10 protein-coding genes are annotated in these 12,353 nt (G+C 61.6%); 5 read left to right on the forward strand and 5 right to left on the reverse strand.

Features of this window, described 5'->3' with window-relative positions:
- Nucleotides 1-29: 29 nt before the first annotated feature.
- Complete coding sequence (locus ACI512_RS00240; protein ID WP_405121571.1) at nt 30-659, reverse strand: response regulator; 630 nt, start codon at nt 657-659, stop codon at nt 30-32.
- Nucleotides 660-677: 18 nt separating this feature from the next.
- A complete protein-coding gene (locus ACI512_RS00245) occupies nt 678-2,672 on the reverse strand; it encodes a histidine kinase (RefSeq protein WP_236379097.1) in 1,995 nt (664 codons plus the stop codon).
- Nucleotides 2,673-2,749: 77 nt separating this feature from the next.
- On the opposite strand from ACI512_RS00245, the gene ACI512_RS00250 reads away from it, so the two are divergent.
- Nucleotides 2,750-3,724 carry an alpha/beta hydrolase family protein gene (locus ACI512_RS00250; protein ID WP_231809019.1) on the forward strand — a complete coding sequence of 325 codons (975 nt, stop codon included), beginning with the start codon at nt 2,750-2,752 and terminating at the stop codon, nt 3,722-3,724.
- 82 nt (nt 3,725-3,806) lie between these two features.
- Here ACI512_RS00250 and ACI512_RS00255 read toward each other — a convergent pair whose 3' ends face one another.
- From ACI512_RS00255 to ACI512_RS00265, 3 genes are read right to left on the reverse strand one after another with little or no spacing between them, the layout of a single operon-like run.
- Nucleotides 3,807-4,574, reverse strand: coding sequence for a TerB family tellurite resistance protein (locus ACI512_RS00255; protein WP_064054222.1), 768 nt, complete (start codon nt 4,572-4,574; stop codon nt 3,807-3,809).
- Nucleotide 4,575: 1 nt separating this feature from the next.
- Nucleotides 4,576-5,250 (reverse strand): N-acetylmuramate alpha-1-phosphate uridylyltransferase MurU, encoded by a 675-nt coding sequence (murU, locus tag ACI512_RS00260; protein WP_064054223.1) that lies wholly within the window; start codon nt 5,248-5,250, stop codon nt 4,576-4,578.
- Nucleotides 5,247-6,272 carry an aminoglycoside phosphotransferase family protein gene (locus ACI512_RS00265; protein WP_015886171.1) on the reverse strand — a complete coding sequence of 342 codons (1,026 nt, stop codon included), beginning with the start codon at nt 6,270-6,272 and terminating at the stop codon, nt 5,247-5,249. Before ACI512_RS00265 ends, murU begins: the two co-directional genes overlap by 4 nt.
- A 130-nt stretch (nt 6,273-6,402) precedes the next feature.
- Here ACI512_RS00265 and ACI512_RS00270 point away from each other — a divergent pair, with 130 nt between their 5' ends.
- The 4 genes from ACI512_RS00270 to rsmA are packed head-to-tail and all read left to right on the forward strand — an operon-like array spanning nt 6,403 to nt 12,323.
- Nucleotides 6,403-9,213 carry an LPS-assembly protein LptD gene (locus tag ACI512_RS00270; protein WP_015886172.1) on the forward strand — a complete coding sequence of 937 codons (2,811 nt, stop codon included), beginning with the start codon at nt 6,403-6,405 and terminating at the stop codon, nt 9,211-9,213.
- Nucleotides 9,188-10,528, forward strand: a complete 1,341-nt coding sequence (locus ACI512_RS00275) for a peptidylprolyl isomerase (protein WP_043205983.1) — start codon at nt 9,188-9,190, stop codon at nt 10,526-10,528. Before ACI512_RS00270 ends, ACI512_RS00275 begins: the two co-directional genes overlap by 26 nt.
- Entirely contained in the window at nt 10,525-11,514 is a 990-nt protein-coding gene (gene pdxA, locus ACI512_RS00280; RefSeq protein ID WP_046035017.1) for a 4-hydroxythreonine-4-phosphate dehydrogenase PdxA, read from the forward strand. The genes ACI512_RS00275 and pdxA overlap by 4 nt, the downstream gene beginning before the upstream one ends.
- A complete protein-coding gene (gene rsmA, locus ACI512_RS00285; protein ID WP_015886175.1) occupies nt 11,511-12,323 on the forward strand; it encodes a 16S rRNA (adenine(1518)-N(6)/adenine(1519)-N(6))-dimethyltransferase RsmA in 813 nt (270 codons plus the stop codon). Before pdxA ends, rsmA begins: the two co-directional genes overlap by 4 nt.
- Nucleotides 12,324-12,353 lie beyond the last annotated feature (30 nt).

Here is a 12,353-nt window from a genome sequence, read left to right on the forward strand (position 1 = left end):
CTCAAAGGGCGTCGTAAACAGGCATGTGGTTAAAGCAGCTTGTGCTCCATCGCGTACTTCACCAGTTCAGCCAGGGAGGTGATATTGAGCTTTTGCATCAACCGCGCCTTGTGCGTGCTGATGGTCTTGCTGCTCAGCGCCAGTTGCTGGGCGATATCGTTGACGTTGGCGCCCTGGGCCAGACGCTCGAACACCGAGAACTCGCGCTCCGAGAGCAATGAATGCAGCGGCCGGGTATCGGTAAGGCCGACTTCGAAGACCATGCGGTCGGCCAGGTCCGGGTCGATGTAACGCCCGCCGGCCGCGACCTTGTGGATCGCCGTGAGCAACAGCGCCGGGTCGCTGTCCTTCGTCGCATAACCCGCCGCCCCCACTTTCAAGGCTCGGGCGGCCATTTGCGCTTCATCGTGCATCGACAGCACCAGGATCGCCGGCGGATTGTGCAACGCACGAATGCGCGCAATCGCTTCCAGGCCATTGACGCCGGGCATCGAGATGTCCAGCAACACCACCTCGCACGGCACATGGCGCAAGGTCTCCAGCAGTTGCTCGCCATTGCTCGCTTCTCCAACCACCAGCAGGTCTTTGGCCAGGCCGATCAATTGCTTGATACCTTCACGAACAATGGTGTGGTCTTCGGCTACCAGTACGCGGATCACAGGGACTTCCTCTTGGTGTTATGCATCCAACGGCACCGTCACACTCAGGGTGGTGCCCTCCCCCCGTTCGCTGTCCAGGCGCAGTTGCCCGCCCATGATCAGCACCCGCTCACGCATGCCCACCAGGCCGAATGATACCGGTCGGCCCTGGGCCTGGATGAAACCGACGCCATCGTCGCTGATGGTCAGCCGTAAATCCGTCCCCTCCACCGCCAGGGTCAGCTCGACAGTATGCGCCTGGGCATGGCGCATCACATTGGTCAGCGCTTCCTGCAGGATGCGAAACAGGCCGATCGCCTTGGCATCGCTCAGCGCCGGCAGGTTATCCGGCACCTGCACCAGGCAAGGAATGTGTGTGCGCGCTTCAAAGCGTCGCGCCTGCCATTCGATGGCCGAGGCAATGCCGGCATCCAGAATCGGCGGGCGCAGTGCCGTCGCCACATCCCGCACCAGTTGGAACAGCTGGGCGATCAGGCGTTTCATGCTGTTCAAACGCTCGTGCAAACCGGGGTCGAGTTGCGCATAGGCCAGCTCGCACATGGAAGTTTCGAGCTTGAGCACGGTGAGCATTTGCCCGAGTTCGTCGTGCACCTCACGGGCGATACGGGCCTTTTCTTCTTCGCGCACGGTTTCCAGGTGGGCGGACAGCTCGCGCAGTTGCGCTTCACTTTGCAGCAAGGCCGCCAGCGTTCGGCGCAACTCGGTGACGTCGTTGAGGTAGACCACCAAGTATTCGGCCTCCGCAAAGCGCAGAAAGCTCAAGGACACATTGGTCGGCAGGATGCTGCCATCTGCACGCCGGCAATCAGTGGCAAAGTTCTGTGGGCCCTCTTCGCTGGCCCGCGCGCGCTTCCACAGGTTGAGCCAGCGGTCCATATCCAAGGTGGGGTCGAGGTCAATCAGCGGCCGCTCGATCAACGCACCGGGGCCGTAGCCAAGCATGTTTTCGGCCGCACGGTTGGCGTAGCGCACATGGCTGTCCCAGTTGACCCAAAGGATACCGACCGTGCTTTGATCGATGGAGAATTGCGTCAGCCGCAGTGCTTCGGCGCCGGCTGCGCGGGCCTCGCTCTCTTCGCGGGCAGCCAGTAAGCCGTGCTCCAATACGCGCTGCTGGCGGCGCTGCCAGAACACCAGCGCCAGGCTGGCAAGCAGGAGCAGGCCCAGCAACAGGCTGACGTTTTGCCACAGGCCCGGTGATTCCGTCAGCCGTGGGTACTTGGGCTGCAGCCAGCGGCTGTGCAGTTGGTCCAGGTCGCGGGCGGGGATGGCGCGCAAGGCGCTTTCCATGATGCCGGCCAGCTCCGGCCATTCCCGACGTGTAGCCACCCGCAGCAATTGCGGCAGGCCGATATCGCCCACGACCGCCAGCCCGGCGAACTCCGCCTCGCCGGACAAACGGCTAAGTTGCGCCTCATCCACCACGGCGTAGCGCGCTTGCTGGCTGACCAGCAATTGCAGGGCCTGGCGCTCCATGGGCACGCCTTGCAGGTTCAGGCTCGGATAGGTACTGCGCAGGTAATCGGCCACGGCGCTGGGCATGCGCACGGCGACGCGGGATTGGTCATCGAGTTTTTCCAACTCCACCGCGCCGCCGCCCTCCCGGATGCCGACGATGTGCTGCGGCACACGCATGTAGGGATCGGAGAACAACCACAGGCGCAAACCGGCCGGGGTTTGCTGCAGGCCAGGAGCTATGTCCACTTCGCCCTCGCGTACGGCCGCTTCCAGTTGCTCCTGGCTGGGGAAGTTGCGCCAGGTCAGCTCGATGCCCAGCGCCTTGGCCAGCCACTGCATCAACTCGACATTCGCCCCGGACAACCGCTGCAAACGCCGATCGTATTGCGCGTATGGCGCCTGCAACACCAGGCCCACCCTCAGCTCCGGGTGCTGGGCCAGCCATTCGCGTTGTTGCACAGTGAGCTGCGCCTGGGGTGCGGCGGGCGCAGGGGCGGCATTTGCCATCAAGGCAAGGCACAAACAGCCGATAACCAGCAGACAGCGAAAACCCATGATCCACGTCTCACATCACTGACAAATACTGACCAACCCATTAGGCTGCTGGAATCACTTCTGGCCGGGAATTAACGATGCCCTTTCTCCACCGTTCGGCACTGCCAGCATTGTGCCTGTCGCTGCTTATTACCAGTGCCTTTTCTGTACAGGCCGCTGACGCGCCTGAGCCTGCCACCGAAAAACCCGTCGAACGCCAGCCCTTGCCCGAGCGCAGCAAGGAAGAGGCCAGCGCCCTGGAACGTAAAATCCCGCAACAGGAACAGCAACAATTGCAGGCCGGCAGCGATACCTTTCTCGCGCTGTGGAAACCGGCCAACAGCGCCGAGCCCGAAGGCGTGGTGATTATCGTACCCGGCGCCGGCGAAAATGCTGACTGGCCGCAAGCAATCAGCCCGTTGCGGCATAAATTGCCGGATGCCAATTGGGGCAGTCTCAGCCTGTCATTGCCGGACGTGAGCGTAGATACCCTGCCGCCGCGCGTGATGGAAGCGCCCAAGGCCACCGTCGACACCAGCAGTAAAGAAGCGAGCACCGCCGACAAACCCATCGAGCAGGCCGCCAGCGCCGAGGCCGAAGGCACCGACCCTGCGGTGGTGCCTGGCGCAGACGAGCAAGACAAGACTGACGCCTCGCGCATCTTCGACCGCATCGACGCCGCCGTGGCCTTCGCCCAGACCCAGAGCGCACGCAGCGTCGTGCTGCTCGGCCACGGCACCGGCGCGTGGTGGGCCGCACGTTATGTGAGCGAGAAGCAACCGTCCCAGGTGCAGAGGCTCGTCATGGTCGCGGCGCAGACGCCCACTGGGCGCCATCCGGATGTGCAGCAACTGGCGCCCGGCCTGAAACTGCCGACCGCCGATGTCTTCTATCAAGACGACGCCCAATCACGCAAAAACGCCCTGGCACGTGCCCAGGCGGCCAAGCGCTTGAAGAATGAGGGTTATAAACAGGTGTCGCTGAAGACCCTGCCCGGCAACAGTGCTGCAGAGCAGGAACAGTTGTATCGCAGGGTTCGTGGCTGGTTGAGCCCGCAGGCGACTTCAGACTGATCACCGGTTTCAACACCACCCTAGATCCAATGTGGGAGGAGGCTTGCTCCCACATGTGGATTGGATTGCCACTTCCCGATCGTTAACGGAAATCCCGGCGCTCGCGGATCAACGTGTAGGCATTGTGCAATTCCCGAGTGCGCTCCGTGGCCTCACGCACTTGCGCAGGACTCGCACCGGTGCCGGCAATCTTGTCCGGATGATGGCGGCTGAGCAGTCGGCGATAGGCACGCTTGATCGCCGACGGTTCGGTGGTCGCCGTCACACCCAGCAAGCGCAACGCATCCTGATAGGTGCCGCCCCGACTCACCAACGGTTTGCGCTCCGGCGTGTAGTCACCCGCCAATGCCTGGAGTTGTTGCGGCGTCCAGCCCAGCCACTTGCCCCATTGATCAATCAGGTCACGCTCGGCGTCACCGGCCTTGCCGTCCGCCCAGGCCATGCGCCAGCACGCACGCAATACCCCTTCTGCCGCATGGGGTTGAGCCTTGAGCACACGCAGATAGCTGCGCACCCGGTCGGCGCCGGACTTGCCGCGATTAAACGCCGCAATCGCACGGCGTTGCGCTGAGTCGCTCATGTCCAGCCCACGCATTTCCTGGCGCGCCTGCTGGATATGTCCATCCACCACTCGCCCATTGCTCTTGGCCAGACGCCCCAGCAACACAAACAACAACTCGTCATTGCGCAACACCGGGCGCCCGCCCAGGCGCTCGCGCAACTGCGCCCAGCTGTGCAGTTGCAGACGGCGGTCCAGCGCCTGCCCCAACAGCGCACCCAACAAAGCCCCCGGAATACTGGCAATCGCAAAGCCAGCCCCGGCGCCGATCAGCGTCCCTGGCCACAGCATGTTACTGCCCCGCTGCCAGCAGGGTTTCGACTTGCGCCAGGCGCTCCAGCGTGCCGACATCAATCCAGCGTCCTGCCATGTGTTCCCCCGTTACCAGACCTTTGGCCATGGCTGCCCGCAAAAGCGGCGCCAGCTTGAAGGCACCCGCGCTGCAACCCGCGAACAGCTTGGGGTCGAGTACGGAAATGCCACTGAAGGTCAGGTTATCGGCACCGGGCGCGGCATCATGAAGCAAACCCTGATCAAGGTAGAAATCACCGCCCGAGGGGTGATGCGCCGGGTTATCGACCATCACCAGGTGAGCCAGGCCCTTGAGCGGTTGCTTGAGCCGGGTGAAGTTGTAATCAGTCCAGATATCGCCATTAACCACCAGGAACGGCTCATCCCCCAGTAACGGCAGTGCCTGGAAAATCCCGCCGCCGGTTTCCAGCGGCTCGCCCTCAGGCGAATAACGGATGCGCAAGCCAAACTGCGCGCCGTCCCCCAGATAGCTTTCGATCTGCTGGCCGAGCCAGGCATGGTTGATCACGATCTCGGTGAAGCCGGCCTTGGCCAGCGCCTCCAGGTGATACTCGATCAGGCGCTTGCCGCCGGCCTGCACCAGCGGCTTGGGCGTGTGCAAGGTCAGCGGACGCATCCGCTCGCCTTTGCCGGCGGCCAGGATCATGGCCTTCATACGCTCGCCTCGGCGGGTTGACGCAGGCTGGCCAGCAGTTCACCCAGTTCGCTCAGTTCCGGGCGGTCCGCCAGTACCGCTTCTATATAAGCAAAGAAGCGCGGTACGTCGGCCAAGTAGCGTGGCTTGCCGTCGCGATGACAGATGCGCGCAAAAATGCCGATGACCTTGAGGTGACGCTGCACGCCCATCAAGTCGCTGGCACGCAGGAATTCTTCGACATCCGCCTGCACCGGAATGCCCAATTGCCCGGCACGCTGCCAGTAACCGCGCTGCCAATCCCGCACGCGGGCCTTGGGCCAACTGAGGAAGGCATCTTTGAACAGGCAAGTGATGTCATAGGTGACAGGCCCGTAGACCGCATCCTGGAAGTCCAGCACGCCAGGGTTAGGCTCGCTGATCATCAGGTTGCGCGGCATGTAGTCGCGGTGTACCAGCACCTTTGGCTGGGCCAGGGCGCTGTCGATCAGGTGATCGCTGACACGCTGCCAAAGCGCTTGCTGCTGCGTATCGAGTTCGATACCCAGGTGCCGGCGCACGTACCACTCGGGAAACAATTCGAGCTCGCGGCGCAGCAAGGCTACGTCATAGCTGGGCAGTGGCGCGTCCATCGGCAATTGCTGAAAAGCCAGCAAGGCGTCGATGGCATCGGCAAACAATTGATCGGCATTCTGCTCGTCAATCACGTCCAAATAGGTTTTTGTGCCCAGGTCATTGAGCAAAAGAAAGCCTCGCGGCAAATCTTCTGCATAAATTTTTGGCACATTTATTCCCGACTTCGCTAACAAATGCGCGATATCGACGAAAGGTTTGCAGTTTTCCTGGGGGGGTGGGGCGTCCATCACCACGAATGTCCGGCCACCGCCTTCCCAACGGAAATAGCGCCTGAAACTCGCGTCGCTGCTGGCCGCGGTCAATGTGGCCGGGGGTACGGCACCCCAGCCTTGAGCGTTGAAAAGGATCGGCAACTGCTCATCCAGCCAGACTTCCAGCTGTTGTAAACGTAGATCGTGCTCGGGCATTACAAGGGTCTCCGACGGCGCTAGCCGTCAAGCGGGGCATGCTTTATTATCACGCATCTTTTTCAGACCATCGAGAGGCGTGCGGCCCAAACCGCGGGCAGATGGCACGCAGGAAGCCCGGACTAATAAGATGGCATTGAAATCCCCCGCGTTTCGTAGAAAATTTCCGTTGCTGGTAACCGGCAGTCTGCTGGCCCTGCAACCCTTCGCCACCTCATTCGTGGTCGCCGCGGAACAGTATGACTGCTCAGTCTCTGCTTCGGGTGCCTGGGATTGCGCGCCGAAAACCGCCGCAGCCCCGTTGCCACCACGCCCGGTGCATGATGGCGCAGCCATCAGCTCCGCCAACAGCACGGCGCAAGCCGATGCCGGCGGCAAAGCCGAGGCCGTGCCGCAGACCGCACTGGTCACCGAATCCAAGGGCCGTGGCCTGCGCTCGCGCAGCGCCGACTACAGCCACCTGGACTGGGTACCGCGCGACAAGCTGACCGCAGCGCAACTGGCCGAAACCGGCCCTTACTGCGGCGGTGCGTACATCGAGCCGACTCGTCCTGGCATGAACGACAAGACGAACAAGAGCGATGCGCCCACCTTCATCGGCGCCAAGGCCTCGCGTTACGAGCAGGAACAACAGGTCGCGACCCTGGCCGGTGACGTCGTCATGCGCCAGGGCAGCATGCAGCTGGAATCGGAAGAAGCCAGCCTGTACCAGGCCGAGAACCGTGGCGAGCTGAACGGCAAAGTCCGTCTGCGCGACAACGGCGCACTGATCGTGGGCGACCACGCCGAAGTGCAACTTGATACCGGCGCGGCCCAGATCGACAACGCCGAATACGTGCTGCACAAGTCGCGTATCCGCGGTAACGCGCTGTACGCCAAGCGTGCCGAGAACGCGATCATCCGTCTCAAGGACGGTACGTACACAACGTGCGAGCCAGACAGCAACGCCTGGCAGCTCAAGGGCAACAACATCACGTTGAACCCGGCCACCGGTTTCGGTACGGCCACCAACGCGACGTTGCGGATCAAGAATATCCCGATCCTCTATACCCCTTACATCTACTTCCCGATCGACGACCGTCGTCAATCCGGCTTCCTGCCGCCAAGCTTCAGCACCGGCAGCGAAACTGGCTTCACCCTGGTTACGCCGTACTACTTCAACCTGGCGCCAAACTACGACGCCACGTTGTACCCGCAATACATGACCAAGCGCGGTTTGTTGATGGAAGGCGAATTCCGCTACCTCACCAAGTCCAGCGAAGGCCAGTTCGGCGGCGCGTACCTGAACGACGACAACGACGAGCGCAGCAAGCAGACCGATTACGAAAAAACCCGCTACATGCTCAACTGGCAACACAAGGGTGGGCTGGATTCGCGTGTACTGACCCAGGTCGACTACACCCGGATCAGCGATCCTTACTACTTCCAGGATCTGAAGTCGTTCCAGGAAGGCGTTGAAAGCCGGGATGCCCTTAATCAACAGGGTTCCGTGACCTACCGGGGCGACTCTTACCAGGCGCGCCTGAACGTCCAGGCTTATCAGTTGGCGACGATCTCCCAGATCACGCCGTATGACCGGTTGCCGCAAATCACCTTCAATGGTGCGCTCCCGTATCATCCGGGCGGGCTGGACTTTACCTACGAGACTGAAGCTGTTCGCTTTGAGCGCAGTCTGGAGAACGGTACCTTTACCGATCAGGACGGCCTCGTGTCGCCTCGCCTGGACACCTACGTCAGAGGCCTGACCCGTGCAAACGGTACTCGCCTCAACGTAGCTCCAGCTGTTGAATATCCGATGAACTGGACCTATGGCTTTGTGACGCCGAAGCTCAAGTACGTCTACACCAAGTACGACCTGGACCTGGACAGCACCGGCAAGAACCAGATTATTGCTGACCAAGCTGCAGCAACCGCCGCCAACCCTTACGCGGGTGGCACGTTCAAGAGCTCCCAGGACCGTGCGGTTCCGGTGGCGAGTGTCGACAGCGGCCTGTACTTTGATCGCAACACCAACTGGTTCGGCAAAGATTATCGCCAGACCCTTGAGCCGCGTGCGTTCTACCTCTACGTACCGAACAAGGACCAGGCTGATATCCCGGTCTTCGACACCAGCGAATACTCGTTCAGCTACGCCTCGCTGTTCCGCGACAACCGCTTCAGCGGCGCTGACCGGATCGGTGACGAGAACAAGCTGTCCCTGGGCTTGACCAGCCGCTGGATCGAAGACAACGGCTTCGAGCGTCAGCGCGTCTCCGTGGGCCAGGCGCTGTACTTCAAGGATCGTGAAGTCCAACTGCCGGGCATCCTGGCTTCCGACCGTGCCGATGCAAACTCGGATGTATCACCAGTCGCCCTGGACTACGAGTTCCGCTTCAACCGCGACTGGCGCGCCACCGCTGATTACAACTGGGACACCGAGGAACACAGTCCTCGTTCCGGCAGCGCGATGCTTCACTACCAGCCGGAAGACAACCCGAACAAGATCATCAACGTCGGTTACCGTTATCGTAACGACCAGGTGGTCTACAACCAGCTGACCGGCAAATGGCAGTTCGGTGGTGACTACGGGCAGCCAGGCGATCCGAACTTCGTGAAGGATTACTACAAAATCCAACAACACGACTTCTCGATGATGTGGCCGATCATTCCTCAGTGGAACCTGATCACCCGCTGGCAGTATGACTACGCCCGCAACCGTACCCTGGAAGCCTTCGGTGGTTTCGAGTACGACAACTGCTGCTGGAAACTGCGCGTCATCAACCGTTACTGGGTTTCCAACGACGAATACAGCCAGATCGCCCCGCTTAACGAAAAGGGTGACCACGGGCTCTTCTTCCAGATCGTCCTCAAAGGACTCGGCGGCCTGACCGGCGCCAAGGTAGAGAGCTTCCTCGACAAAGGCATTGAAGGTTATCGTGAACGTGAAGACCAAGCTTTCTGATTGTCTGCGCCCGCTAGTGCTGGGCGCACTGCTCCTGGGGACCGCATCGGCTCACGCTGCGGTTCAACAACTGGACAAGGTCGTGGCCATCGTCGATAACGACGTGATCATGCAGAGCCAACTGGACCAACGCGTCAAGGAAGTCCAGCAAACCATCGCCAAGCGTGGCGGTGGCGTGCCACCTACCAGCGTCCTGGACCAACAGGTACTGGAACGCCTGATCGTCGAAAACCTGCAACTGCAGATCGGTGATCGTTCCGGCATCCGTATTTCGGACGAAGAACTGAACCAGGCCGTGGGCACTATTGCCCAGCGCAACAACATGAGCATTGACCAGTTCCGTGCAGCCCTGGCCCACGACGGTTTGTCCTATGAGGACGCCCGTGACCAGATCCGCCGTGAAATGATCATCAGCCGTGTGCGTCAGCGCCGTGTCGCCGAGCGGGTTCAGGTGTCCGAGCAGGAAGTGAAGAACTTCCTGGCGTCCGACTTGGGCAAGATGCAGCTTTCCGAAGAACTGCACTTGGCCAATATCCTGATCCCAACCCCGGACAGCGCCAACTCCGAGCAGCTCAATGCAGCCGCCGCCAAGACCCAGGCTATCTATGATCGCCTCAAGGCTGGTGCTGATTTTGCCCAGATGGCCATTGCCCAGTCCGGCAGCGACAACGCCCTCGAAGGCGGTGACATGGGCTGGCGTAAAGCCGCTCAACTGCCACCTCCGTTCGACCGTGAACTGAGCGCCATGGAAGTGGGTGGTATCACCCAGCCTGCGCGTACGCCGGGTGGCTTCATCATCCTCAAGCTCCTGGAAAAACGCGGCGGTGAAACCTCGCTCAAGGATGAGGTGCATGTTCGCCACATCCTGGTCAAACCGAGTGAAATCCGTACCGAAGCCCAAACCAAGGAACTGGCCCAGAAGATCTATGACCGCATCGAAAGCGGTGAAGACTTCGCCACCTTGGCCAAAAGCTTCTCGGAAGACCCAGGTTCCGCCCTCAACGGCGGCGATTTGAACTGGATCGACCCGAAGGCCCTGGTGCCTGAGTTCCAGCAGGTGATGGCCGATACTCCGCAAGGCGTACTGTCCAAGCCGTTCAAGACCCAATATGGCTGGCATGTGCTGGAAGTCCTTGGCCGTCGCGCCACCGACAACACCAACCAAGCCCGCGAGCAACAAGCGTTGAACGTACTGCGTAACCGCAAGTACGACGAAGAGCTGCAAACCTGGCTGCGTCAGATCCGTGACGAAGCCTACGTGGAAAACAAGCTGCCAGGCGCCCCGCAAACAGGCACCGACCAGGCCGCTCAGTGAAACCCCAGCGTTTCGCGGTGACACCCGGCGAGCCGGCCGGCATTGGTCCTGACCTGTGCCTGCTGCTCGCCTCGCAACCTCAGCCACATCCCCTGATTGCTATTACCAGCCGCGACCTGCTCCTTGAGCGGGCCGCGCAGTTGGGTGTGGCTGTCACTTTGCTGGACGTGGCGCCCGGCAACTGGCCCGACTTGCCCGCCCCCGCCGGTAGCTTGTATGTGTGGGACACCCCGCTGCAGGCCAAGGTGGTTGCCGGGCAACTGGACAAGGCTAATGCGGCGTTCGTGCTGGAAACCCTGACGCGCGCAGGGCAAGGCTGCATCGACGGCGATTTCGCCGGCATGATCACGGCCCCGGTGCACAAGGGCGTGATCAACGAATCCGGCATCGCCTTTTCCGGTCACACCGAATTCCTTGCCGAACTGACCCACACCGCTCAAGTCGTGATGATGCTGGCCACACGCGGCCTGCGGGTCGCCCTGGTGACCACGCACCTGCCGCTGCGTGAGATTGCCGATGCCATCACCGTCGAGCGACTGGAGCGCGTGACACGCATCCTGCACGCCGACCTGCAACAGAAATTCGGCATCGCCCAACCGCGCATCCTGGTCTGTGGGCTTAACCCACACGCGGGTGAAGGCGGCCATCTGGGCCATGAAGAAATCGACATCATCGAACCCACCCTGGAGCGTCTGCGCCAAGAAGGCATGGACCTGCGCGGCCCACTGCCAGCGGACACTCTGTTTACCCCCAAATATCTGGAGCACTGCGACGCAGTGCTGGCGATGTACCACGACCAGGGGCTGCCGGTGCTTAAATACAAAGGCTTCGGCGCCGCCGTCAACGTGACACTGGGCCTGCCGATCATCCGTACCTCCGTCGACCATGGCACTGCCCTGGACCTGGCGGGCAGCGGCAAGATCGATACCGGCAGCCTGCACGTGGCCCTGGAAACCGCCTATCAGATGGCCGAGACCCGTATATGACTGAGCATTACCAACACCGGGCGCGTAAGCGCTTCGGGCAAAACTTCCTGCACGACGCCGGCGTGATCGACCGCATCCTGCGCTCGATCCATGCCAAGCCCGAAGACCGTCTGCTGGAAATCGGCCCGGGCCAGGGCGCATTGACCCAGGGCCTGCTGGCCAGCGGCGGCCAACTGGACGTGGTGGAACTGGACAAGGACCTGATCCCGATCCTCAACCAGCAGTTCGCCGGCATGCCCAACTTCAACCTGCATCAAGGCGATGCACTGAAGTTTGACTTCAATACCCTCAACGCAGCGCCCAACAGCCTGCGGGTGGTAGGTAACCTGCCGTACAACATCTCCACGCCGCTGATTTTCCACCTGCTGAACAACGCCGGGATCATCCGCGACATGCACTTCATGCTGCAAAAGGAAGTGGTGGAACGCCTGGCTGCCGGGCCGGGGGGTGGTGATTGGGGTCGGCTGTCGATCATGGTCCAGTACCACTGCCGCGTCGAACACCTGTTCAACGTCGGCCCCGGTGCGTTCAACCCGCCGCCGAAGGTCGACTCGGCCATCGTGCGCCTGGTGCCACACGCCGTGCTGCCGCATCCGGCCAAGGATCACAAATTGCTTGAGCGCGTGGTGCGTGAAGCCTTCAACCAGCGCCGCAAAACTCTGCGCAACACGCTCAAGGCGCTGTTGAGCCAGGCCGAAATCGAAGCTGCCGGCGTCGATGGCAGCCTGCGGCCCGAGCAGTTGGACCTGGCCGCATTCGTGCGCTTGGCCGACCAGCTTGCCATCCAGCCTGCGCCTACTGCGGACTGAAGCCTGTAGTGCCTGGGCCGGACAGCATGT

Source organism: Pseudomonas petroselini, from assembly GCF_045037875.1.
GTDB lineage: Bacteria > Pseudomonadota > Gammaproteobacteria > Pseudomonadales > Pseudomonadaceae > Aquipseudomonas > Aquipseudomonas petroselini.

Bases quoted from the DNA above. Each gene is read 5' to 3' on its own strand.
- ACI512_RS00255 (WP_064054222.1), bottom strand. From the start codon at position 4,574: ATGCTGTGGCCAGGGACGCTGATCGGCGCCGGGGCTGGCTTTGCGATT.
- murU (WP_064054223.1), bottom strand. From the start codon at position 5,250: ATGAAGGCCATGATCCTGGCCGCCGGCAAAGGCGAGCGGATGCGTCCG.
- ACI512_RS00250 (WP_231809019.1), top strand. From the start codon at position 2,750: ATGCCCTTTCTCCACCGTTCGGCACTGCCAGCATTGTGCCTGTCGCTG.
- ACI512_RS00245 (WP_236379097.1), bottom strand. From the start codon at position 2,672: ATGGGTTTTCGCTGTCTGCTGGTTATCGGCTGTTTGTGCCTTGCCTTG.
- ACI512_RS00265 (WP_015886171.1), bottom strand. From the start codon at position 6,272: ATGCCCGAGCACGATCTACGTTTACAACAGCTGGAAGTCTGGCTGGAT.
- rsmA (WP_015886175.1), top strand. From the start codon at position 11,511: ATGACTGAGCATTACCAACACCGGGCGCGTAAGCGCTTCGGGCAAAAC.
- ACI512_RS00270 (WP_015886172.1), top strand. From the start codon at position 6,403: ATGGCATTGAAATCCCCCGCGTTTCGTAGAAAATTTCCGTTGCTGGTA.